Genomic DNA, 22,092 nt, shown 5'->3' with positions numbered 1-22,092 from the left:
GAGACAAAGCCCTATAATGCGCGCCGGTTTTTGGGGTAATGGTCATGAGTACAGAAGATCCACGGTTTGCCGGTATCGCCCGTTTGTATGGCATCGAAGGCCTGGAGCGCCTGCGGGCGGCCCATGTGGCGATTGTCGGGGTTGGCGGTGTCGGCTCCTGGGCGGCGGAAGCCATTGCCCGTTGCGGCGTGGGCGAGATCTCGCTGTTTGACCTGGACGATGTCTGCGTCAGCAACGCCAACCGTCAGTTGCACGCCCTGGACAGTACCGTCGGCAAACCCAAGGTGGAGGTGATGGCCGAGCGGCTGCGCGGGATCAACCCCGACTGCACCGTGCACGCGGTGGCCGACTTCGTCACCCGCGACACCATGGCCGAATACATCACGCCGAACATCGATTGCGTGATCGACTGCATCGACAGCGTCAACGCCAAGGCTGCGCTGATCGCCTGGTGCAAGCGCCGCAAGATCCAGATCATCACTACCGGCGGCGCGGGCGGGCAGATCGACCCGACGCTGATCCAGGTCTGCGACTTGAACCGTACGTTCAACGATCCGCTGGCCTCCAAGGTGCGCTCCACCTTGCGCCGCGACTACGGCTTTTCCCGCACCGTGACCCGTCACTACAGCGTGCCTTGCGTGTTCTCCACCGAACAACTGCGCTACCCGAAACCGGACGGCAGCATTTGCTTGCAGAAGAGTTTTGTCGGCGACGGCGTCAAGCTCGACTGCGCCGGCGGGTTCGGCGCGGTGATGATGGTGACGGCGACGTTCGGCATGGTCGCGGCGACCAAGGCTGTGGATAAGATCGTGGCGGGTGTGCGGCGGCCGGCGGACAGAGTTTGACTGAAGATCGTTCCCACGCTCTGCGTGGGAATGCAGCCCGGGACGCTCTGCGTCCCTAATACAGCCGAACGCGGAGCGTCCGTAGAGGCATTCCCACGCGGAGCATGGGAACGATCATTGGCGGGTCAACTCAAACATCCGCTTCAACACCGCATTCAAGCCATTGCTGCGCGACGGCGACAACTGCCGCGACAATCCCAACTGATTGAACCAGTCCGGCAAGTCCACCTGTTGTAGCTCAACGGCGGACAATCCATTGACCCGCGCCAACAGCAACGCCACCAGCCCACGGATCAACCGCGCATCGCTGCTGGCGCAAAACTGCCAATGCCCGTCGTGCAACTGACCCACCAGCCACACCTGGCTTTCACAGCCGTGGACGAGGTTGGCCTCGCACTTGTCTTCGTCGCTCAGGGGCGGCAGGCGCTCACCCCATTGCATCAGCAGCCGGGCGCGTTGTTCCCAACCTGACGCGTCCTGGAAAATCTGCAGCGCGGTGGCGGCCTCGGCGGGCAGGTTCATCGCAGCATCTCCAGGGCCTGGTCCAGGGCCTCGAAGAAACGCTCGAGATCGGCGGAGTCGTTGTACAGCGCCAGCGACACCCGGATCGCCCCGGACAGCTTCAAATGCTTGAACAACGGCATCGCGCAGTGATGCCCGGCGCGCACGGCGATACCTTGCTCGGTCAGCAGGTGGGCCAGGTCGGCGTTGTGGATGCCTTCGACCACGAAGCTGACCAGGGCCAGGCGCGGGTTGCCCACCAGGCGAACGCCGTTGCGGGCCAACAGGCCATGGAGCAGGTAGTCATGCAGCGCCGCCTCATGCTCGATGACCGCCTGCGGGTCGAGGTCGGACAGGTAATCCAGGGTCGCCCCCAGGCCGATCACGCTGGCAATCGGCGGCGTGCCCGCTTCGAAACCCAACGGCGCCGGGCGGAAGCTGGCGCTGTGGTAATCGGCCTGTTGCACCATTTCGCCGCCGAACTGCCAATGACGCAGGTTGCCAAGGGCTTCGGTACGGCCAAACAGCACGCCCAGCCCATCGGGGCCGTAGAGTTTGTGGCTGGAAAACACATAAAAGTCGCAGCCCAATGCCTCGACGTCGTGGCGGCCATGGACCACGCCTTGGGCGCCGTCGATCACCGTCAGCGCGCCCTGGGCCTTGGCCAGCGCCAGCAGCGCCGGCACCGGCTGCCAGGCCCCGAGCACATTGGATAACTGGCTCACCGCCAGCAAGCGCGTACGTGGGCCGATCAGCTCGGCGGCAGCGCCAGGGTCGATCACCCCGTCGGCATCCAGTGGCAACACCACCAGGGTCAACGAACGGCGCTCGGCCAGTTGCTGCCACGGCAGCAGGTTGGCGTGGTGTTCCAGGGCGCTGATGACGATCTCATCGCCCGGGTTGAATAGATGTTCCAGCCCATAGGCCAGTAGGTTCAGGGCCGAAGTGGCGCCGTGGGTGAAGACTACTTGTCCGCAGTTTCCGCCATTGAGCCACTGCGAGACCTTGAGGCGGCTGTCCTCGAACGCCTGGGTGGCATGGGCGCCCGGCAAATGTTGCGCACGGTGCACGTTGGCCGCGCCATTGGCGTAGTAATGCGTCAGGGCATCCAGCAGTGCTTGGGGTTTTTGCGTGGTGGCGGCGCTGTCCAGGTAGGTCTGGCCTTGCCGTTGCAGGGCGGCGATGGCCGGGAAATCGGCACGCCAGGGGGATTGGATCAACATGCTTTCGGGCCCTGCTGGAATGACGCCGGACCCTGTGGGAGCAAAGCTGCTCCCACAGGTGAGGGTGTGAAGCGGCTTAGTTGTGGGCGTGCAGTGCTTCGTTCAGCTCGATGGCCGATTTGTGCGTCTTGCATTCCACCGCACCGGTTTCGGAGTTGCGGCGGAACAACAGGTCAGGCTGGCCGGCCAGGTCGCGGGCCTTGACCACTTTGACCAGTTGGTTGTTTTCGTCCAGCAGTTTCACCTTGGTACCAGCGGTCACGTACAGGCCCGACTCCACGGTGTTGCGGTCGCCCAGCGGGATACCGATGCCGGCGTTGGCGCCGATCAGGCAGCCTTCGCCAACCTTGATCACGATGTTGCCGCCGCCCGACAGGGTGCCCATGGTCGAGCAACCGCCGCCCAGGTCCGAACCCTTGCCGACGAATACGCCCGCCGAAACACGGCCTTCGATCATGCCCGGGCCTTCAGTGCCGGCGTTGAAGTTGACGAAACCTTCGTGCATCACGGTGGTGCCTTCGCCCACGTAGGCGCCCAGGCGGACCCGCGCGGCATCGGCGATACGCACGCCGGCCGGGACCACGTAGTCGGTCATTTTCGGGAACTTGTCCACCGAGAACACTTCCAGCAGCTCGCCACGCAGGCGGGCTTCGAGCTGGTGCTCGGCCAGTTCGCTCAAGTCGATCGCGCCCTGGCTGGTCCAGGCCACGTTCGGCAGCAGCGGGAAGATGCCGGCCAGGTTCAGGCCATGAGGCTTGACCAGGCGATGGGACAGCAGGTGCAGCTTGAGGTAGGCCTCAGGCGTGGAAGACAGTTGGGCATCTTCGGCCAGCAGCGTGGCGACCAGCGGCTTGTGGCTTTCGGCCAGGCGAGTCAGCAGCGCGGCTTGCGCGGCATCGACACCCTTGAGCGCTTCTGCCAGTTGCGAGGCCTGGGTGGTGGTGAAGGTGATGGCCTGGTTGCCTTCGCTGTAGCCGAGAATCGGCGCGATGGCTGCGACGACGTCAGCCGACGGGTTGAGCAGCGGCTGTGCGTAGAACACTTCCAGCCAGGCGCCTTGACGGTTTTGTGTGCCGACACCGAAGGCCAGGCTGAACAGGGTAGTGGACATGAAATTACCTCTACAAAATGGACTGGGCAGGCTTACTTGATCTCTGCCGCATAAATATCTGGCTTGAAGCCAATCAGGGTTCGGTCACCGAGGTCAAGCACCGGGCGCTTGATCATCGAGGGTTGGGCGAGCATCAGTTCGATGGCTTTCGGCTGGTCGAGATCGGCTTTGCGTTCGTCGTCGAGTTTGCGAAAGGTCGTACCGGCACGGTTCAACACCACTTGCCAGCCATGCTCGTTGCACCATTGGGTCAGGTGCTCACGGTCGATGCCGGCAGTTTTGTAGTCGTGAAAGTCGTAGTGCACCGCGTGCTCATCGAGCCAGGTACGCGCTTTTTTCATCGTGTCACAGGCTTTGATGCCGAAAAGGTGCAACGTTTTGCTTGAATCGGTCAAGGAACTGCCCCCTTTGCAGGTGCTGAAAGTAAAAGGTGAAGGATTATGCCATGACCGGACGGTTTCGCGACGGCCAGATCGGTATGCACTCAAACCTCTGGGCGAGCTTTGCTCCCACAGGCTCCTTGCCACAGGGCAGGGCTGCGACATAGGTACAACGGCCAGACCCATGCTAAGCGGCTAATATGGCACTTCAACGGCAAGCTGTTGCCGGATGTGTGTTGCTGTCATTGGAAAACCGTCATGCAAAGCGCCTATACCGTCCTGATCCTGTTAATGCTGGTGGGCGTGTCGCGCCTGATCGGGCGGTTGATCCCCCTGCCGTTGCCCCTGGTGCAGATCGGCGCCGGTGCCTTGTTGGCCTGGCCGTCCCTGGGTCTGCACGTAGCTCTCGATCCCGAACTGTTCCTGTTTCTCTTCTTGCCTCCGCTGCTGTTTTCCGATGGCTGGCGCATGCCCAAGCGCGAGCTGTGGCGCCTGCGAGGGCCGATCCTGACGCTGGCGGTGGGGCTGGTGTTGTTCACGGTGGTGGGTGCCGGTTATTTCATTCATTGGCTGCTGCCGAGCATCCCGCTGCCGGTGGCCTTCGCCCTGGCTGCCGTGCTGTCGCCGACCGACGCGGTGGCGGTGTCGGCGATTGCCCGTGACCGCCTGCCTGCGCCGTTGATGCACATGCTCCAGGGCGAGGCGCTGATGAACGATGCGTCGGGCCTGGTGACCTTCAAGTTCGCCCTGGCGGCCGCCATCACTGGGGTGTTTTCCCTGGCCAACGCGAGTCTGACCTTTGTTTTAGTGGCGGTTGGCGGGCTATTGGTTGGCGTGGCCCTGAGTTGGCTAGTAGGCCGCTTGCGGGCCTGGATGATTGCCCGGGGCTGGGACGATCCGGCCACCCACGTAGTATTCATGTTGTTGCTGCCGTTCGCGGCCTATGTGCTGGCTGAACGCTTAGGGGCCTCGGGGATTCTTTCGGCGGTGGCGGCGGGGATGATGCAGAGCTGGCTTGACCTGCTGCCGCGCCAGACCGGCACGCGGCTGCTCAATCGCAGTGTCTGGTCGCTGTTGGAATTCGCCTTCAACGGCTTGATCTTCCTGCTGCTGGGCTTGCAATTGCCGGACATCATCAAGGCGGTGACCAGCCACGAAACCACGTTGTGGCCGACGTTGCTCTACCGCTGCCTGGACTTGGTGGCGATTTTCCTGGTGTTGCTGGTGCTGCGGTTTGTCTGGGTGCAAAGCATCTGGCGCTTGTCCGGACTGCTGCGGCGCTGGCGCGGCAAAGGCGAGTTGACCTTGGTGCCGGACGCGCGCTCCTGCTGGCTGCTGACCTTTGGCGGCGTGCGTGGGGCGGTGACACTGGCGGGCGTGCTGTCGGTGCCGTTGCTGCTGGGGGCGGGCGAGCCGTTTCCCGAGCGAGATCTGCTGATCTTCATTGCCGCCGGGGTGATTCTGCTGTCGCTCATTGCTGCCTGCATCGCCTTGCCACTGCTGCTGCGTGGCATCGAGAAAAGCCCCGACGACAAGCGCCGTAACGAAGTGCGCGAGGCCTGGCGCAAAACCGCTGAAGCGGCGATTCATGCACTGGAAGTGGAAGAGCCGACCGAAGCGAGCAGTACGCCGGATGCGGCCCAGGCGGCGCTGGCGACCGAGGTCAAGGCGCGGCTGATGTCTGAGTATCGCCATCAGTTGGAGGTGTTCAACGACTCCGCCGAAGCCCAGGCGCTGGCGTTCGAAATGGACCTGCTGGAACGCCGGCTGCGCTTGAAGGCCTATCGGGCGCAGCGGCTGGAGTTGTATCGTCTCAGCCGTCATCACCAGATTGGGGATGATGTGCTGCGTGAGGTGCTGGGGGAGTTGGATTTGGCGGAGGCGAATTTGGGGTTGGGTAAGTAGCAGCCATGGCGCAAAGCTAAGTGTGGCGAGGGAGCTTGCTCCCGCTGGGGCGCGAAGCGGCCCTGAAACTAGACAATCCGGTATATCAGGCAAATTGAGTTGACTGCTTTGGGGCTGCTGCGCAGCCCAGCGGGAGCAAGCTCCCTCGCCACAGGAATGGTGGTCTGTCAGACGCGCCGAAGTTTCCGACAAGTTTTTAAGGTTGTCCGTCGGAAGCGAGGGCTCTAGCCTCTGGGTGTCGCTGCCAATTCAGCGACCGGACGTGAGAATCCGATCCTCCCTAGTAGGCGCGTAGGCGCCGACCATATAAAGTGCAGGCGCTTTTCGTCTGGGCACTATGTTATGGCGGCTGTGCGCGGGCATGCTTCGGCATGGCCGGGCTTCCTAGGGGCTTGGATTCTCACCCCGCGTACGGCTGCCACCCTCCGGTCCGTGAGAAGACTCGGTGGCGGCTCCCAATTTCCCTAGGAGCAATAGCATGACTAAAGAAACGCCTAATCCTCCAAAACCGGCCTCCACTTTCCCCTACGGCGACTACGCCCCCGAAAAGCTGCAAGAAGCCGCTGATCGTGCGCTGGACCATTACCTCAAACCTGACGACAGCGAGCCAGAACCCAAGCCCCCAGTGCAGTTATTCACTGTGGCTGACGGTATCGACACCGAAGTGTTGCTGGCCAATCTCAGCGAAACCCTGGCTTCGGCCAATGCAATGCTCAATGACCTTGCCTTCGATCAGGACGGCTCGCGACGACATGTAGCATTGGGGGTGGCCCAGATGATTGAGTTGGGGATGTTGTTGGCGAACAAGTGCCTGGACCGGGTAGAGCTTCGGACTTGATGCAATAAGTGCCTGCCTCATCGCGAGCAAGCTTTGCTCCCACAGGGGATTTGTGGTGTTTGAACGTTCCCACGCAGAGCGGGGGAACGTTCAAACGGAATACGTCAGGCAGATTGAGTTGACTGCTTCAGGGGCCGCTACGCAGCCCAGCGGGGATAAATCCCCTCGCCACAGCAGCGCTTAGGCGTGGGCCTCTTCCTGCTCGGGCACCAACCGTACTTCCACCCTCTGACCCAACGCACGCGCTGCGCTGGCAAGTGTTGCCAGCGTCATTCCCGCATCGTTCTGATCCAGCGCTCGATCAACAGCAGTGCGACTGGTGTGCATCCGCTGTGCCAAGGCTTTTTTGGTCACTTTCTGAAGCTTCATTGCTTCGGCAATCTGCCAGGCAATAACGCGTTTGAGCGCAGCTGCGGAAACTTCTTCGGCGATACCTTGCTCGGCGAGGAAGTCGTCAAAATCAGATCCGATGTGCTTGTTCATTTGCTGTGCCTCATAGTCTTGCTTTGCGCTGCTTGGCGGTTGCCATGTCGGTGGTTGGCGTTTTTTGACTTTTCTTTATGAAAGCGTGGAGTAGAACCATGTCAGAGCCCACCACAGTGAAGAGAACGCGGGCGATGGTATCTCCAAGGTCAATTCTGACCTCCCATAGCCCAGTGTCCAGCTTGCGAACCACCGGCATACCTATAGGCCAACCAATCTGAACGGTCTTGATGTCAGTTCCGATCATCCGTCTATGCTCGCGAGGCAGGTCAGTCAGCCATTCGCGAACAGGCTCATTCCCGGCGTCTGTGCGGAAGAAACGTACGTTCAGTATGGGGGCGATATCAACCATGAGTGGAGTGTACCGAAATAGGTGCATTGCGCAACCTGGGCGTTACTGAAGATTTGTACAGGGGAGGCGGTGTTATGGATCGTTCCCACGCTCCGCGTGGGAATGCCGCCAGGGACGCTCCGCGTTCCGCTTCGGGGAGGTGACGCAGAGCGTGGGAACGATCGATGGGGTGATTAACCCCGACGTTGGATGAACGCGCGAATCCGCTCGGCCGCTTCCACGCATTCAGCCAATGGCGCAACCAAGGCCATGCGCACGCGTCCGGCGCCTGGGTTGACGCCATCCACATCGCGGGACAGATAGGAACCCGGCACGACCGTCACGTGTTCCTGTTCGAACAGGTCCCGGCAGAACGCCGCGTCGTCGCCCGCCACGTTCGGCCACAGGTAGAAGCTGCCATCGGGGCGTTGCACGTCCAGCACCGGGCTGAGAATCTCCAGCACCGCGTCGAATTTCTCCCGGTAAAGCGCGCGGTTGGCGCGCACGTGCACTTCGTCGTTCCATGCCGCAATGCTCGCCAGTTGGGTCTGAACCGGCATCGCGCAGCCATGGTAGGTACGGTACAGCAGGAAACCCTTGAGGATGTCCGCGTCGCCAGCGACGAAACCGGAACGCAGGCCTGGCAGGTTGGAGCGTTTGGACAGGCTGTGGAACACCACGCAGCGCTTGAAGTCCTTGCGGCCGAGTTCGACGCAGGCGCTGAGCAGCCCCGGCGGCGGGGTTTGTTCGTCGAAGTACAGTTCGCTGTAGCACTCGTCCGCGGCGATGACGAAGTCATATTCGTCAGCCAGGGCGATGAGTTTCTTCAGCACGTCCACCGGAATCAGCGCGCCGGTCGGGTTGCCAGGGGAGCACAGGAACAGGATCTGGCAGCGTTTCCAGATGTCCGGCGAGACCGCATCGAAATCCGGGTTGAAGCCGTTCGCGTCCAGGCACGGCAGGTAGTGCGGCTTGGCCCCGGCCAGGAACGCCGCGCCTTCGTAGATCTGATAGAACGGGTTCGGGCTGACCACCAGGGCGTCGTCGCCACGGTTGACCACGGTCTGGGTGAAAGCGAACAGGGCTTCACGGGTGCCATTGACCGGCAACACATGGCGCGCCGGGTCCAGCCAGCCGTTTGGCACGTTGAAGCGGCGCTCGCACCAACCGGTGATGGCCTCACGCAACTCCGGGATGCCGAGGGTGGTCGGGTACACCGCCATCTTTTCCAGATTGCTGGCCAGGGCCTCAGCCACGAAGCTGGGCGAGCGATGCTTGGGTTCGCCGATGGACAGGGCGATCGGGCGTTTGTCGGGGTTGGGCGTGACGCTGCCAAGCAAGGCGCGGAGCTTTTCGAACGGGTAGGGCTGGAGCTGGTTCAGAGCGTTGTTCATCGAGGGCCTCGTCAATGTGGGCGCGGTCCTTGTGGGAGCGAGCTTGCTCGCGATAGCGGTGAGTCAGGCAGCATCAATGCTGGATGCTCCGTCGCTATCGCGAGCAAGCTCGCTCCCACAGAGGGAGATTGTTCGTTTAGATGCTGATGCGTGTCATGTGAGCATCGGGTTCCTGGTTGACGCTCAAATGCTGCACGATCGCTTCCTGCAGGCGGCTGCACAGCTGCGGATCGGACAGCGGCTGGTTATGCGCGTCGGTGATGAAGAAGACGTCCTCCACCCGTTCGCCGAGGGTGGCGATCTTGGCGTTTTGCAGCGACAGATCGAACTCCAGGAAGATATGGCCGATCCGTGCCAGCAGGCCCGGGCGGTCCGGGGCGCTGAGCTCCAGCACGGTGACCTGGCGCTGGGCGTCGTTGTGGATCGTCACCTGGGGCGCGAAGGCGAAGTGCTTGAGCTGGCGCGGCACCCGGCGCTGGATGATGGTCGGGTAGTCCGCCGGGTTGCGCAGGGCTTCGGTCAGGCCGTCGCGGATCTGCTTGACCCGCGCCGGGTTGTCGCCAATCGAGTCGCCGTCGGTGTCGAGCACGATGTAGGTGTCGAGGGTGAACTGGCTGCTGGAGGTAATGACCCGGGCGTCATGGATGTTGAGGTTGAGCTGGTCCATCGCCGCCACGGTCACGGCGAAGAAGTCGTGCTGGTCCGGGGCGTAGATGAAGATCTGCGTGCCACCTTCGAACTCGCGCTGGGTGGTTTCCTTGATCAGCACCAGCGGCCCGCCATCGGCCGGTTGCTGCAGGATCGCGTCGCTGTGCCAGGCCACGTCGCCGGCGGTATGGCGCAGGAAATAGTCATCGCCCAGTTGCGACCAGAGCTGCTCGACGTCGTCCGGATCGGTGCCGCCGCGCACCAGGATGTCCAGGGCTGCGCTTTGGGTGCGACGGATCTGCTCTTCGCGGTCCACCGGGTTTTCCAGGCCGCGGCGCAAGGCGCGCTTGGTCTCGGTGTAGAGCTGGCGCAACAGGCTGGCGCGCCAGGAATTCCACAGGGTCGGGTTGGTGGCGTTGATGTCGGCCACGGTCAGCACGTAGAGGTAATCCAGACGTGTTTCATCGCCAACGTTCTGGGCGAAGTCGTGGATCACCTGCGGGTCGGACAAATCCTTGCGCTGGGCGGTGGTGGACATCATCAGGTGGTTCTGCACCAGCCAGACGATCAGCCGGCTGTCCCACAAGGGCAGTTGATGGCGCTGGCAGAACGCCTCGGCATCCACCGCACCAATCTCGGAGTGATCGCCTTGGCGACCCTTGCCGATGTCGTGATACAGCCCTGCCATGTAGATCAGCTCGGGCTTGGGCAACTTGGCCATGAGCTTGCTGGCCAGCGGGAATTTCTCCGACACCTGGGTGTACTGCAGCTTACGCAGGTGCTTGATCAGGTTCAGGGTGTGGGCATCGACCGTATAGATGTGGAACAGGTCGTGTTGCATCTGCCCGACGATGAAGCCGAACTCCGGCAGATAACGCCCGAGGATCCCGTAGCGGTTCATCCGGCGCAGGTTGCGGTGCACGCCGATCTTGCACTTGAACAACTCGATGAACAGGCTGGTGTTGCGGATGTCGTGGCGGAAATCTTCATCGATCAGGTGACGGTTTTCCCGCAGCAGGCGAATGGTGTCGGCGCGTACACCCTTGATTTCCGGCTGCTGGGCCATGAGCACGAAAATTTCCAGCATGGCGAACGGCGTGCGGCGGAATACATTGGCGTTGCGCGCCTCGATGTAGCCGTCGTGCAGTTGGAAACGTGAGTTGATCGGCTGCGGCGGTTCTTCGTCTTCGGGGGCGAGGATGACTTCCTCGAAGTGCTGGATGATCAGTTCGCTGAGCTGGGCGATGCTCATCACCACGCGGTAGTACTGCTGCATGAAGTTTTCGATGGATTGCTTGGCATCCTGCCCTTCGAAACCCAACAGGCTGGCGATGGAGCGCTGGTGGTCGAACAGCAGGCGGTCCTCGGAGCGCCCGGCCAGCATGTGCAGGGCGTAGCGGACCTTCCACAGAAATTCCTGGGACGAGGCCAGCAGGGCGTTCTCGCTTTCCACCAGGAACCCTTCACCGGCCAGGGCGCGCAGATTCAGCGTGCCGTACTGGCGCCGGGCGACCCACAGGATCGTCTGGATGTCTCGCAGCCCGCCGGGCGAGCCCTTGACGTTGGGCTCCAGGTTGTATTCGGTGTCGTTGTACTTGTGGTGGCGGGCCTTCTGCTCGGCGCGCTTGGCCAGGAAAAAGTCCTTGCTGGGCCACATGTGCGCCGTGCTGGTGACATCGAGCATGCGCTGGCGCAGGTGCTCGGGGCCGGCAATGGTGCGGCTTTCCATCAGGTTGGTGATCACCGTCAGGTCGGCGCGGGCCTCGTCGGCGCATTCCTGCACCGAACGCACGCTCTGGCCGACTTCCAGGCCGATGTCCCACAGCAGCGTCAGGAACCGCTCGATGGAGTCACGGAAAACTTCATGATCGGCGCTGTCGAGCAGGATCAGCAGATCGATGTCGGAGTAGGGGTGCAGTTCGCCGCGCCCGTAGCCGCCCACCGCCACCAGGGCGATGTCGGCATCTTCGCTCCAGTTGAACTGCTCCCAGGCCTTTTGCAGGATGTTATCGACGAACCAGGCGCGGTCCTCGATCAGCCGCCGAATATCCCGGCCACTGCGAAAGCGCTGGTCGAGCACTTCGTGGGCCTGGCGGATCGCCTTCTTGAATGCCGAGATGGGGCTTGCCTTCAGGGCCAGTTCTGCCTGGAACTGGCCGCGGTCGAAGAGTTCGGGATCCACCTGCGGCATTGAATGACTTTCCTTTCTATCTATATCTATAGGCTGGGTTCGGATCAGGCGGAAACGCGAGGGATGGTGTCATCGCTGCGCAGAGTGAAGATCTCGTATCCGGTCTCGGTGACCAGCAAGGTGTGTTCCCACTGGGCCGACAGCTTGCGATCCTTGGTGATGGCAGTCCAGCCGTCGCCCAGCACCTTGGTGTCGGCGCGACCCTGGTTGATCATCGGCTCGATGGTGAAGGTCATGCCCGCCTGCAGTTCCATGCCCGTGCCGGCACGGCCGTAGTGCAGGATCTGCGGTTCTTCGTGGAACACCTTGCCGATGCCATGGCCGCAGAACTCGCGTACCACCGAGAAGCCGTTCTTTTGCGCGTGCTTCTGGATCACTTCGCCGATGTCCCCCAGGCGGCAGCCCGGTTTCACCAGTTCGATGGCCATGTACATGCATTCCTGGGTGACCTTGGACAGGCGCTCGGCCCACTCCGGTACGTTGCCGACGTGGAACATGCGGCTGGTGTCGCCGTGAAAGCCGTCCTTGATGACGGTGACGTCGATGTTCAGGGTGTCGCCATCCTTCAACGGTTTTTCGTTGGGGATGCCGTGGCAGACCACGTGGTTGATCGAGGTGCAGATCGACTTCGGGAAGCCTTTGTAGTTGAGCGGGGCCGGGATGGCTTTCTGCTCGTTGACGATGTAGTCATGGCAGATGCGGTCCAGCTCTTCGGTGGTCACGCCAGGTTTGACGTAGTCGGCAATCATCTCCAGCACATCGGCGGCGAGTTTGCCGGCGACACGCATTTTGGCGATGTCCTCGGGAGTCTTGAGGGTAACGGTCATACAGGCTCTCTTTGCGCCTGACGGCGCTGTTCAAAACGAAATGGGCGGCGGATGATGATTCACGTGGCCCTGAAAGAGGCGATTCTAACAGACGATCAGTACAAAGAACTCCCCAGCCCGAACTCTGTGGCGAGGGGAGCTCCGCTAGCGCTCGCCCGTAGGAGCTGTCGAGTGCAACGAGGCTGCGATCTTTCCCCAGGCACTTGAGTCCCAAGCGAAAGATCAAAAGATCGCAGGCTTCGCCAGCTCCTACAAAGTCCGACGGGGCGGTGCGACATCTCGCTAAATCCCCTCACCGCAGAGGATTTCAGAATCCATGTTCCGTTTTCGCCCTTGCTGTGGTATAAAATGCGCCGCTTTCCGGGGATGACCCCGTAAGCTTAAATCCACACACGTGTCGACACGATGACCTGGGTGCCTTTGGCTTTTATAGCCGCTGGTTGGTCATTGGGATACGTGGAGGCCAAACCCGACTTATCAAGGAACTATCATGTCCCAAGTCAACATGCGCGATATGCTGAAGGCCGGTGTGCACTTCGGTCACCAGACCCGTTACTGGAACCCGAAAATGGGCAAGTACATTTTCGGCGCGCGTAACAAGATCCACATCATCAACCTTGAAAAAACCCTGCCGATGTTCAACGAAGCACTGACCTTCGTAGAGCGCCTGGCCCAGGGCAAAAACAAGATTCTGTTCGTCGGCACCAAGCGTTCCGCTGGCAAGATCGTTGCTGAAGAAGCAGCACGTTGCGGTTCGCCGTACGTCGATCACCGCTGGTTGGGCGGCATGCTGACCAACTTCAAGACCATTCGCGCTTCCATCAAGCGTCTGCGTGACCTTGAAGTCCAGTCCGAAGACGGTACTTTCGCCAAGCTGACCAAGAAAGAAGCGCTGATGCGCACTCGCGATCTTGAGAAGCTGGACCGCTCCCTGGGCGGTATCAAGGACATGGGCGGTCTGCCTGACGCGCTGTTCGTGATCGACGTTGATCACGAGCGTATCGCGATCACCGAAGCCAACAAGCTGGGTATCCCGGTCATCGGCGTTGTCGACACCAACAGCAGCCCGGAAGGCGTTGACTACATCATCCCAGGCAACGATGACGCCATCCGCGCCATCCAGCTGTACATGGGTTCGATGGCTGACGCTGTTATCCGTGGTCGCAACAACGTGAATGGCGGCACCGAAGTCTTCGCTGAAGAAGCTCCGGCAGCAGCCGCTGAGTAATAGACGCCCTGGCGTTGACTCAGTAAGCAAAAAGGGGGCTTGGCCCCCTTTTTGCCACCTCGAAAACCATTTGCCGCCAGCGCAGTGACCTGTTTGTAACCTGCCGCGGCCTATAAGCAGTGGTTTTCCAGGAAGAATTGATCGCCCGTTCGATCGGGTGGAATGGTTGAAAACCTATCCAAGAGGATTTTGAAATGGCAGAGATTACTGCAGCGTTGGTCAAAGAACTGCGCGAGCGTACCGGCGAAGGCATGATGGACTGCAAGAAAGCCTTGACCAAGGCTGGCGGCGACATCGAAAAAGCCATTGATGACATGCGTGCTTCGGGCGCCATCAAGGCTGCCAAGAAAGCGGGCAACGTTGCCGCTGAAGGCGCCATCGCCATCAAGGACGACGGCAAGGCTGCCGTTCTGCTGGAAGTTAACTCCCAGACCGACTTCCTGGCTCTGCAGGATGACTTCAAGGCATTCGTCGCTGCCAGCGTCGAAAAAGCCTTCGCTGACAAACTGACCGACGCAGCTCCGCTGATCGAAGCTCAGGAAGAAGCGCGCCTGGTCCTGGTTGGCAAGACCGGCGAGAACGTCAACATCCGCCGTCTGGTTCGCGTTGAAGGTGACGTGGTCGGTACCTACCTGCACGGCAACAAGATCGGTGTTGCGGTTGTCCTGAAGGGCGGCGATACCGAGCTGGCGAAAGACATCGCCATGCACGTTGCTGCAACCAACCCTGAGTTCCTGCTGCCTTCGGACGTTTCGGCTGAAGCGATCGAGCGCGAGAAGGGCGTTTTCCTGCAGTTGAACGAAGAAAAGCTGAAAGGCAAGCCTGCTGAAATCGCAGAAAAAATGGTCAGCGGCCGTATCTCCAAGTTCCTGGCTGAAGCCAGCCTGGTTGAGCAGGCTTTCGTCAAGAACCCGGAAGTCAAAGTCGGCGACCTGGCGAAGAAAGCCGGTGCTGAAATCGTTTCCTTCACCTACTTCAAAGTGGGCGACGGCATCGAGAAGCCGGTTGACGACTTCGCTGCTGAAGTTGCTGCCCAGGTAGCTGCTGCCAGCAAGCAATAAGACGGTTTTTATAACTGTCGCCCTGAAGAGGCTGCCCGCTCACGCGCGCAGCCTCTTTTCGGATGGGGATGCCGATTTTTATTGGTTTCCTGTCGGAACTGGCTTACAAAGCCGTGTTCCGATGGCGCTGTGTCAGCGTCAAGCTAGAGTGAACGCAGGCTGAAAACAGCTTGCAAAGAATTTTCGAAAATACGCCGCAGGAGAGATTCGCAATGGCTCAGCAGGGCAGTGGTTATCAGGCTCGCTATAAACGCATTCTACTCAAGCTTAGCGGCGAGGCCCTGATGGGCTCGGAAGAGTTCGGGATCGATCCGAAAGTGCTGGATCGCATGGCCCTGGAAGTCGGCCAGCTGGTCGGGATCGGCGTTCAGGTCGGCCTGGTCATCGGCGGCGGCAACCTGTTCCGCGGCGCGGCGCTGAGCGCGGCCGGCATGGATCGGGTCACGGGCGACCACATGGGCATGCTGGCCACTGTGATGAACGCCCTGGCTATGCGTGACGCGCTGGAGCGTGCCAATATCTCGGCCATCGTGATGTCGGCCATTTCCATGGTTGGCGTGACCGATCACTACGACCGCCGCAAAGCCATGCGCCACCTCAATTCCAAGGAAGTGGTGATTTTTGCCGCCGGCACCGGTAATCCGTTCTTTACCACGGATTCGGCCGCCTGCCTGCGAGCGATCGAGATCGATGCCGATGTCGTGCTCAAGGCAACCAAGGTCGATGGCGTGTATACCGCTGACCCGTTCAAGGACCCGCATGCCGAGAAGTTCGATCATCTGACCTACGATGAAGTGCTGGATCGCAAGCTGGGTGTAATGGATCTGACGGCTATCTGCCTGTGCCGCGACCACAAGATGCCGCTGCGCGTCTTTAACATGAACAAGCCCGGTGCCCTGCTGAATATCGTCCATGGCGGCGCCGAAGGAACACTGATCGAGGAAGTTCAACAATGATCAACGAAATCAAGAAAGACGCTGAACAGCGCATGCAGAAATCCCTGGAGTCCCTGGCGCACAACTTCGGTCGTATCCGCACCGGCCAGGCGCACCCGAGCATTCTTGAAGGCGTGATGGTGCCGTACTACGGCTCCGACACCCCGATCAAGCAAGTGGCCAACATCACCGTCAAGGACGCGCGTACCCTGCAGGTCGTGGCCTTTGAGCGCAACATGCTGGGTGCGGTCGACAAGGCCATCGGCAGTGCCGGTCTGAACCTGAACCCGACCAACCTGGGTGAGCTGCTGCTGATCTCCATGCCGGCCCTGACCGAGGAGACCCGCAAGGGCTTCACCAAGCAGGCCCGTGATGTGGCTGAAGACGCCCGTGTTGCCGTGCGCAACATCCGTCGTGATGCCAACAGCCAGCTCAAGGACCTGGTCAAGGAAAAGGAAATCAGCGAAGACGAAGAGCGTCGTGCCACTGGCGAGATCGACGACCTGACCAAGAAGTACGTGGCTAAGATCGACGCGGATTTGGCGCAGAAAGAAAAAGACCTGATGGCCGTATAAGGGTCTCGTTTTCATGGAAAAGACCAAACAGGCCGTGCCGTTCGCGGTGCCGCGCCACGTGGCGATCATCATGGACGGCAACAACCGCTGGGCCAAGAAACGCTTTATGCCTGGCGTTGCCGGGCACAAGGCGGGGGTTGACGCGGTTCGTGCGGTCATCGAGGTGTGCGCCGAGGCAGGGGTCGAGGTGCTGACCCTGTTCGCCTTCTCCAGTGAGAACTGGCAGCGTCCGGCCGATGAAGTCAGTGCCTTGATGGACCTGTTCCTCAAGGCCCTGCGTCGTGAGGCCAAGCGCCTCAACGATAACAAGATCAGCCTGCGGATCATCGGTGATCGCTCGCGCTTCCATCCTGAATTGCAGGCTGCGATGCGCGACGCCGAATCCGCGACGGCGGGCCCTGATCGGTTTGTCCTGCAGATCGCCGCCAACTATGGCGGTCAGTGGGACATTGCCCAGGCTGCCCAGCGGCTGGCGCGGGAAGTCCAGGCCGGGCACTTGCGCCCGGAAGACATCACACCGGAACTGTTGCAGACCTGCCTGGCGACCGGCGACCTGCCGTTGCCGGACCTGTGCATCCGTACCGGTGGCGAGCATCGCATCAGCAACTTCCTGCTCTGGCAGTTGGCGTATGCCGAGCTGTACTTCTCCGACCTGTTCTGGCCGGACTTCAAACACGAAGCCATGCGCACCGCACTGGCCGATTTCGCTTCCCGTCAGCGTCGCTTCGGTAAAACGAGTGAGCAGATCGAAGCTGGAGCCCGGGTTTAATGCTTAAACAACGAATCATCACTGCCTTGATCCTGTTGCCCATCGCCCTGGGTGGTTTCTTCCTGCTCGAAGGCGCCAGTTTTGCGCTGTTCATCGGGCTGGTCGTGACCTTGGGGGCGTGGGAATGGGCGCGGCTGGCGGGTTTTCCTGCGCAGTCGGCGCGCATGGCCTACGCAGCGGCCGTGGCGGCCATGCTGTTCATCATGTACGTGGTGCCCGGGCTCGCACCTTGGGTGCTGGGCGCCGCGGTGCTGTGGTGGGCGACAGCGACCTTCCTGGTCCTGACCTATCCGCAGACTACCCATCATTGGGCCAATGCGGCGACCAAGCTGGTGATCGGCCTGTTGATCCTGCTGCCGGCCTGGCAGGGGCTGATCTGGATCAAGCAAGGCCCGTTGGGCAACTGGCAGATCATGGCCGTGATGGTGCTGGTGTGGGGCGCCGATGTCGGCGCCTACTTCTCCGGCAAGGCTTTCGGCAAGCGCAAGCTGGCGCCGAAGGTCAGCCCTGGCAAGAGCTGGGAAGGGGTCTATGGTGGCCTGGCCTTGAGCCTGGTGATCACCACTGTGGTCGGTTTCGTGCGGGACTGGACGGTCGCGCAGTTGCTGATGGGCCTTATTGGCGCCGCCTTGATCGTATTTGTGTCCGTGGTCGGCGACCTGACCGAAAGCATGTTCAAGCGTCAATCGGGGATCAAGGACAGCAGTAACCTGTTGCCCGGTCATGGTGGCGTGCTGGATCGCATCGACAGCCTTACCGCCGCGATCCCGATCTTTGCCGTGCTGTTGTGGATGGCGGCATCGTGAGTCGCCCCCAGCAGATCACGGTCCTTGGTGCGACCGGTTCGATCGGCCTGAGTACGCTTGACGTCATTGGTCGGCATCCGGAGCGTTACCAGGTGTTCGCCCTCAGTGGTTTCACGCGCATGAGTGAACTGCTGGCCTTGTGCATACGCCACACGCCGCGGTTTGCCGTGGTGCCTGAGGCCGGTGTGGCGCGAGCGTTGCAGGACGACCTGCGCGCCGCTGGCTTGCAAACCCGTGTGCTGATGGGGGAGGAGGGCCTCTGCCAAGTGGCGTCCGACCCCGAAGTCGACGCCGTGATGGCGGCAATTGTCGGTGCGGCGGGCTTGCGTCCGACGCTGGCGGCGGTGGAAGCCGGCAAGAAAATCCTGCTGGCCAACAAGGAAGCGCTGGTGATGTCCGGCGCGCTGTTCATGCAGGCTGTGCGCAAAAGCGGTTCGGTGTTGCTGCCTATCGACAGCGAGCACAATGCGATTTTTCAATGCATGCCACTGGATTTTTCCCGTGGCCTCGGAGCGGTGGGTGTCCGGCGGATTTTACTGACAGCCTCTGGTGGTCCGTTCCGGCAGACACCGCTGGAAGAATTGGTGCATGTTTCACCCGAGCAGGCTTGTGCGCACCCGAACTGGTCCATGGGGCGCAAGATTTCCGTGGATTCGGCCAGCATGATGAACAAGGGGCTGGAGTTGATCGAGGCCTGCTGGCTGTTCGATGCCAAGCCGTCCCAGGTCGAGGTGGTGATTCATCCCCAGAGCGTGATTCACTCCCTGGTGGACTATGTCGACGGTTCGGTGCTGGCCCAGTTGGGCAATCCGGACATGCGCACCCCCATCGCCAACGCCCTGGCCTGGCCGGAGCGCATCGATTCGGGTGTTGCGCCGCTGGACCTGTTCGCCATCGCTCGCCTGGACTTCCAGGCGCCCGATGAGCAGCGTTTTCCCTGCCTGCGCCTGGCGCGCCAGGCGGCCGAGGCGGGCAACAGTGCACCGGCCATGCTTAACGCCGCCAATGAAGTGGCGGTAGCAGCGTTTCTCGATGGACGTGTCCGTTACCTCGAGATCGCGAGTATCATCGAGGAAGTCTTGAATCTCGAGGCCGTGGTTTCGGTCGATGACCTCGATACGGTATTTACGGCGGATGCCAGGGCTCGTGAATTGGCGGGCCAATGGCTGCGGCGCCACGGGCGTTGAAGCTGCGATACGTTAGCCAGGGTTGCCCTGGACAGGATTGCGGAGAAAACAGATGAGCGCGCTCTATATGATTGTCGGCACCCTGGTGGCTTTGGGGGTGTTGGTCACATTTCACGAATTCGGTCATTTCTGGGTCGCGCGGCGCTGTGGCGTCAAGGTCCTGCGTTTTTCCGTGGGCTTTGGCATGCCTTTGCTGCGCTGGCACGACAAGAAAGGCACCGAGTTCGTCGTAGCGGCCATCCCGCTGGGCGGCTACGTCAAGATGCTCGATGAGCGCGAAGGCGAGGTTCCGACCGACCAGCTCGATCAATCCTTCAATCGCAAGACCGTCCGTCAGCGTATAGCCATCGTCGCCGCGGGGCCGATCGCCAACTTCCTGCTGGCCATGGTGTTTTTCTGGGGCCTGGCCATGCTGGGCAGCGAGCAGGTGCGTCCGGTCATCGGTGCGGTGGAGTCGGGTAGCGTTGCCGCCCGTGCCGGGTTGGGCGCCGGGCAGGAAATCGTCGCTATCGATGGCGAGCCGACCTCGGGCTGGGCGGCGGTCAATCTGCAACTGGTGCGTCGCCTGGGTGAGAGCGGCTCGTTGCAATTGATGGTGCGCGAGCAGGGCTCCACGGTGGATTCGCCTCGCGAACTGGCCTTGGACAACTGGCTCAAGGGCGCTGAGGAGCCGGATCCTATCCGGTCCCTGGGGATCCGGCCATGGCGTCCGGCGATGCCGCCGATACTCGCTGAACTTGATCCGAAAGGCCCGGCCCAGGCCGCTGGCTTGAAGACCGGCGATCGGTTGCTGGCGCTCGACGGCCAGCCGGTCAGCGACTGGCAGCAGGTGGTCGATTCGGTTCGCGTACGTCCTGATAGCAAGATTGTGCTGCGCATCGAGCGCGACGGTGCTCCAATCGATGTTCCGGTAACCCTGGCCGCCCGTGGCGAGAGCAAGGCGCCGACCGGTTACCTGGGCGCCGGCGTCAAGGCTGTGGACTGGCCGCCGGAAATGATTCGCGAGGTCAGTTTCGGCCCTGTGGCGGCGATTGGCGAGGGTGCGCGTCGTACCTGGACCATGAGTGTCCTGACGCTGGACTCGCTCAAGAAAATGTTGTTCGGCGAGCTCTCGGTAAAAAACTTGAGTGGACCGATAACCATTGCTAAAGTGGCGGGCGCTTCTGCCCAGTCGGGCGTCGCTGATTTCCTGAATTTCCTTGCTTATCTGAGCATTAGCCTGGGGGTTCTGAATTTGCTGCCCATCCCGGTACTGGATGGGGGGCATTTGCTGTTTTATCTGATCGAGTGGGCGCGTGGTCGTCCCTTGTCGGATCGGGTGCAGGGTTGGGGGATACAGATCGGTATCAGCTTGGTGGTCGGGGTCATGTTGCTTGCCCTCGTCAACGATCTGGGTCGTCTGTAACGCTTCGCTGAATTGCGAATCTGCCGCATTTTGCGGCAGTTTGTTTATTGCCAGTTGGAATAAGAAAGGACTTCATGAAACGTCTGCTGCTAACTGCGGTTCTCACCGTATTGATGATCGCCGAAGTTCACGCCGAGTCCTTCACTATCTCTGATATTCGCGTCAATGGCCTCCAGCGGGTCTCCGCGGGTAGCGTCTTTGGTGCCTTGCCGTTGAACGTCGGCGAGCAGGCGGATGATCGGCGCCTGGTGGAATCCACGCGTGCGCTGTTCAAGACCGGCTTCTTTCAAGATATCCAACTGGGCCGTGACGGCAATGTCCTGGTCATCACCGTTGTCGAGCGTCCGTCGGTCGCCAGTATCGAGATCGAAGGCAACAAGGCGATCTCCACTGAAGACCTGATGAAGGGCCTCAAGCANCTGGTCATCACCGTTGTCGAGCGTCCGTCGGTCGCCAGTATCGAGATCGAAGGCAACAAGGCGATCTCCACTGAAGACCTGATGAAGGGCCTCAAGCAATCCGGCCTGGCCGAAGGCGAGATCTTCCAGCGCGCCACCCTCGAAGGTGTACGTAACGAGCTGCAACGCCAGTACGTTGCCCAGGGCCGCTACTCGGCCACCGTCGACACTGAAGTGGTGCCGCAGCCGCGCAACCGCGTCGGCCTGAAGGTCAACATCAACGAAGGCACCGTGGCGGCCATCCAGCACATCAACGTGGTGGGCAACACGGTTTTCCCTGATGAAGACCTGATCGACCTGTTCGARCTCAAGACCACCAACTGGCTGTCGTTCTTCAAGAACGACGACAAGTACGCCCGTGAAAAACTCTCCGGTGACCTGGAGCGCCTGCGTTCCTACTACCTGGACCGCGGCTACATCAACATGGACATCGCGTCGACCCAGGTGTCCATCACCCCGGACAAGAAGCACGTCTACATCACCGTCAACGTCAACGAAGGCGAGAAGTACACCGTTCGTGACGTCAAGCTCAGCGGCGACCTGAAAGTGCCTGAAGACCAGGTCAAGTCGCTGCTGCTGGTGCAGAAGGGCCAGGTGTTCTCGCGCAAGCTGATGACCACCACGTCCGAGCTGATCACCCGTCGCCTGGGTAACGAGGGCTACACCTTCGCCAACGTCAACGGCGTGCCACAGCCGCACGATGAAGACCACACCGTCGACATCACCTTCGCCGTGGATCCGGGCAAGCGTGCCTACGTCAACCGCATCAACTTCCGTGGCAACACCAAGTCCGAAGACGAAGTGCTGCGCCGTGAAATGCGCCAGATGGAAGGTGGCTGGGCCTCGACCTACCTGATCGACCAGTCCAAGACCCGCCTGGAGCGCCTGGGCTTCTTCAAGGAAGTCAACGTCGAGACCCCGGCCGTACCGGGCGTCGATGACCAGGTCGATGTGAACTACAGCGTCGAAGAGCAGGCTTCCGGCTCGATCA

The 22,092-nt window shown here is 61.1% G+C and carries 21 protein-coding genes and 1 pseudogene; 13 read left to right on the top strand and 9 right to left on the bottom strand.

Annotated elements, in window-relative coordinates; all coding sequences use genetic code 11:
* Positions 1-44 precede the first annotated feature (44 nt).
* Positions 45-845, top strand: a complete 801-nt coding sequence (tcdA, locus tag ASC85_RS03975; protein WP_373685101.1) for a tRNA cyclic N6-threonylcarbamoyladenosine(37) synthase TcdA — start codon at positions 45-47, stop codon at positions 843-845.
* A gap of 114 nt (positions 846-959) precedes the next feature.
* Here tcdA and ASC85_RS03970 read toward each other — a convergent pair whose 3' ends face one another.
* The 4 genes from ASC85_RS03970 to ASC85_RS03955 form a co-directional block, all read right to left on the bottom strand.
* Entirely contained in the window at positions 960-1,367 is a 408-nt protein-coding gene (locus ASC85_RS03970; RefSeq protein WP_057448358.1) for a SufE family protein, read from the bottom strand.
* A complete protein-coding gene (locus ASC85_RS03965; RefSeq protein WP_057448357.1) occupies positions 1,364-2,569 on the bottom strand; it encodes an aminotransferase class V-fold PLP-dependent enzyme in 1,206 nt (401 codons plus the stop codon). The genes ASC85_RS03970 and ASC85_RS03965 overlap by 4 nt, the downstream gene beginning before the upstream one ends.
* A gap of 76 nt (positions 2,570-2,645) precedes the next feature.
* On the bottom strand, positions 2,646-3,680 hold the full coding sequence (dapD, locus tag ASC85_RS03960; protein WP_057448356.1) for a 2,3,4,5-tetrahydropyridine-2,6-dicarboxylate N-succinyltransferase: 1,035 nt from the start codon (positions 3,678-3,680) through the stop codon (positions 2,646-2,648).
* Positions 3,681-3,712: 32 nt separating this feature from the next.
* Positions 3,713-4,075 carry an ArsC family reductase gene (locus ASC85_RS03955; protein WP_057448355.1) on the bottom strand — a complete coding sequence of 121 codons (363 nt, stop codon included), beginning with the start codon at positions 4,073-4,075 and terminating at the stop codon, positions 3,713-3,715.
* A 243-nt stretch (positions 4,076-4,318) separates the two neighbouring features.
* On the opposite strand from ASC85_RS03955, the gene ASC85_RS03950 reads away from it, so the two are divergent.
* Positions 4,319-5,965 (top strand): Na+/H+ antiporter, encoded by a 1,647-nt coding sequence (locus ASC85_RS03950; protein ID WP_057448354.1) that lies wholly within the window; start codon positions 4,319-4,321, stop codon positions 5,963-5,965.
* A 478-nt stretch (positions 5,966-6,443) separates the two neighbouring features.
* Entirely contained in the window at positions 6,444-6,803 is a 360-nt protein-coding gene (locus ASC85_RS03945; protein ID WP_057448353.1) for a DUF6124 family protein, read from the top strand.
* A gap of 180 nt (positions 6,804-6,983) precedes the next feature.
* Here ASC85_RS03945 and ASC85_RS03940 read toward each other — a convergent pair whose 3' ends face one another.
* The 5 genes from ASC85_RS03940 to map form a co-directional block, all read right to left on the bottom strand.
* On the bottom strand, positions 6,984-7,286 hold the full coding sequence (locus ASC85_RS03940) for an XRE family transcriptional regulator (protein ID WP_057448352.1): 303 nt from the start codon (positions 7,284-7,286) through the stop codon (positions 6,984-6,986).
* Between the two features lie 10 nt (positions 7,287-7,296).
* Positions 7,297-7,638, bottom strand: coding sequence for a type II toxin-antitoxin system RelE/ParE family toxin (locus ASC85_RS03935; RefSeq protein ID WP_028237030.1), 342 nt, complete (start codon positions 7,636-7,638; stop codon positions 7,297-7,299).
* A 173-nt stretch (positions 7,639-7,811) separates the two neighbouring features.
* Complete coding sequence (gene dapC / locus ASC85_RS03930; RefSeq protein WP_003198225.1) at positions 7,812-9,011, bottom strand: succinyldiaminopimelate transaminase; 1,200 nt, start codon at positions 9,009-9,011, stop codon at positions 7,812-7,814.
* Between the two features lie 136 nt (positions 9,012-9,147).
* A complete protein-coding gene (locus ASC85_RS03925) occupies positions 9,148-11,850 on the bottom strand; it encodes a [protein-PII] uridylyltransferase (RefSeq protein ID WP_057448351.1) in 2,703 nt (900 codons plus the stop codon).
* A gap of 44 nt (positions 11,851-11,894) precedes the next feature.
* Complete coding sequence (gene map, locus ASC85_RS03920) at positions 11,895-12,677, bottom strand: type I methionyl aminopeptidase (RefSeq protein ID WP_057448350.1); 783 nt, start codon at positions 12,675-12,677, stop codon at positions 11,895-11,897.
* Positions 12,678-13,167: 490 nt separating this feature from the next.
* Between map and rpsB the strand changes: the two genes are divergently transcribed.
* The 10 genes and pseudogenes from rpsB to bamA form a co-directional block, all read left to right on the top strand.
* Complete coding sequence (gene rpsB / locus ASC85_RS03915) at positions 13,168-13,905, top strand: 30S ribosomal protein S2 (RefSeq protein WP_003198231.1); 738 nt, start codon at positions 13,168-13,170, stop codon at positions 13,903-13,905.
* 194 nt (positions 13,906-14,099) lie between these two features.
* Positions 14,100-14,966: a translation elongation factor Ts gene (gene tsf / locus ASC85_RS03910; protein WP_057448349.1), complete on the top strand. Its 867-nt coding sequence runs from the start codon at positions 14,100-14,102 to the stop codon at positions 14,964-14,966.
* Positions 14,967-15,178: 212 nt separating this feature from the next.
* Positions 15,179-15,922 (top strand): UMP kinase, encoded by a 744-nt coding sequence (gene pyrH, locus ASC85_RS03905; protein WP_003198235.1) that lies wholly within the window; start codon positions 15,179-15,181, stop codon positions 15,920-15,922.
* Positions 15,919-16,476: a ribosome recycling factor gene (gene frr / locus ASC85_RS03900; protein ID WP_003198238.1), complete on the top strand. Its 558-nt coding sequence runs from the start codon at positions 15,919-15,921 to the stop codon at positions 16,474-16,476. The genes pyrH and frr overlap by 4 nt, the downstream gene beginning before the upstream one ends.
* A 13-nt stretch (positions 16,477-16,489) precedes the next feature.
* Positions 16,490-17,245 carry a polyprenyl diphosphate synthase gene (gene uppS, locus ASC85_RS03895; RefSeq protein WP_057448348.1) on the top strand — a complete coding sequence of 252 codons (756 nt, stop codon included), beginning with the start codon at positions 16,490-16,492 and terminating at the stop codon, positions 17,243-17,245.
* Positions 17,245-18,051: a phosphatidate cytidylyltransferase gene (locus ASC85_RS03890; RefSeq protein WP_057448347.1), complete on the top strand. Its 807-nt coding sequence runs from the start codon at positions 17,245-17,247 to the stop codon at positions 18,049-18,051. Before uppS ends, ASC85_RS03890 begins: the two co-directional genes overlap by 1 nt.
* Positions 18,048-19,238, top strand: a complete 1,191-nt coding sequence (gene ispC, locus ASC85_RS03885; RefSeq protein ID WP_057448346.1) for a 1-deoxy-D-xylulose-5-phosphate reductoisomerase — start codon at positions 18,048-18,050, stop codon at positions 19,236-19,238. Before ASC85_RS03890 ends, ispC begins: the two co-directional genes overlap by 4 nt.
* Positions 19,239-19,290: 52 nt before the next feature.
* The gene (rseP, locus tag ASC85_RS03880) at positions 19,291-20,643 is read left to right on the top strand and encodes an RIP metalloprotease RseP (RefSeq protein ID WP_057448345.1); all 1,353 of its coding nucleotides are present in this window, start codon (positions 19,291-19,293) and stop codon (positions 20,641-20,643) included.
* A gap of 74 nt (positions 20,644-20,717) precedes the next feature.
* Positions 20,718-21,061 (top strand): annotated as a pseudogene (locus tag ASC85_RS32915) (outer membrane protein assembly factor BamA); the annotation flags it as partial.
* 1 nt (position 21,062) lies between these two features.
* Positions 21,063-22,092, top strand: a 1,030-nt coding sequence (gene bamA / locus ASC85_RS03875; RefSeq protein WP_236712322.1) for an outer membrane protein assembly factor BamA, incomplete at both ends; no start/stop codon positions are given.

The organism is Pseudomonas sp. Root401, from assembly GCF_001425105.1.
Lineage (GTDB): Bacteria > Pseudomonadota > Gammaproteobacteria > Pseudomonadales > Pseudomonadaceae > Aquipseudomonas > Aquipseudomonas brassicacearum.
Note: the sequence above shows the minus strand (reverse complement) of the source record. Positions and strands in the feature narration are given on the sequence as shown.

Excerpts from the sequence above, each read along its gene's own strand:
- pyrH (WP_003198235.1), top strand. The coding sequence starts at position 15,179 with ATGGCTCAGCAGGGCAGTGGTTATCAGGCTCGCTATAAACGCATTCTA.
- uppS (WP_057448348.1), top strand. The coding sequence starts at position 16,490 with ATGGAAAAGACCAAACAGGCCGTGCCGTTCGCGGTGCCGCGCCACGTG.
- ASC85_RS03945 (WP_057448353.1), top strand. The coding sequence starts at position 6,444 with ATGACTAAAGAAACGCCTAATCCTCCAAAACCGGCCTCCACTTTCCCC.
- dapD (WP_057448356.1), bottom strand. The coding sequence starts at position 3,680 with ATGTCCACTACCCTGTTCAGCCTGGCCTTCGGTGTCGGCACACAAAAC.
- map (WP_057448350.1), bottom strand. The coding sequence starts at position 12,677 with ATGACCGTTACCCTCAAGACTCCCGAGGACATCGCCAAAATGCGTGTC.
- ASC85_RS03940 (WP_057448352.1), bottom strand. The coding sequence starts at position 7,286 with ATGAACAAGCACATCGGATCTGATTTTGACGACTTCCTCGCCGAGCAA.
- ASC85_RS03950 (WP_057448354.1), top strand. The coding sequence starts at position 4,319 with ATGCAAAGCGCCTATACCGTCCTGATCCTGTTAATGCTGGTGGGCGTG.
- tsf (WP_057448349.1), top strand. The coding sequence starts at position 14,100 with ATGGCAGAGATTACTGCAGCGTTGGTCAAAGAACTGCGCGAGCGTACC.
- ASC85_RS03935 (WP_028237030.1), bottom strand. The coding sequence starts at position 7,638 with ATGGTTGATATCGCCCCCATACTGAACGTACGTTTCTTCCGCACAGAC.
- dapC (WP_003198225.1), bottom strand. The coding sequence starts at position 9,011 with ATGAACAACGCTCTGAACCAGCTCCAGCCCTACCCGTTCGAAAAGCTC.
- ASC85_RS03970 (WP_057448358.1), bottom strand. The coding sequence starts at position 1,367 with ATGAACCTGCCCGCCGAGGCCGCCACCGCGCTGCAGATTTTCCAGGAC.
- ASC85_RS03890 (WP_057448347.1), top strand. The coding sequence starts at position 17,245 with ATGCTTAAACAACGAATCATCACTGCCTTGATCCTGTTGCCCATCGCC.
- frr (WP_003198238.1), top strand. The coding sequence starts at position 15,919 with ATGATCAACGAAATCAAGAAAGACGCTGAACAGCGCATGCAGAAATCC.
- ASC85_RS03925 (WP_057448351.1), bottom strand. The coding sequence starts at position 11,850 with ATGCCGCAGGTGGATCCCGAACTCTTCGACCGCGGCCAGTTCCAGGCA.
- tcdA (WP_373685101.1), top strand. The coding sequence starts at position 45 with ATGAGTACAGAAGATCCACGGTTTGCCGGTATCGCCCGTTTGTATGGC.
- rpsB (WP_003198231.1), top strand. The coding sequence starts at position 13,168 with ATGTCCCAAGTCAACATGCGCGATATGCTGAAGGCCGGTGTGCACTTC.
- ASC85_RS03965 (WP_057448357.1), bottom strand. The coding sequence starts at position 2,569 with ATGTTGATCCAATCCCCCTGGCGTGCCGATTTCCCGGCCATCGCCGCC.
- rseP (WP_057448345.1), top strand. The coding sequence starts at position 19,291 with ATGAGCGCGCTCTATATGATTGTCGGCACCCTGGTGGCTTTGGGGGTG.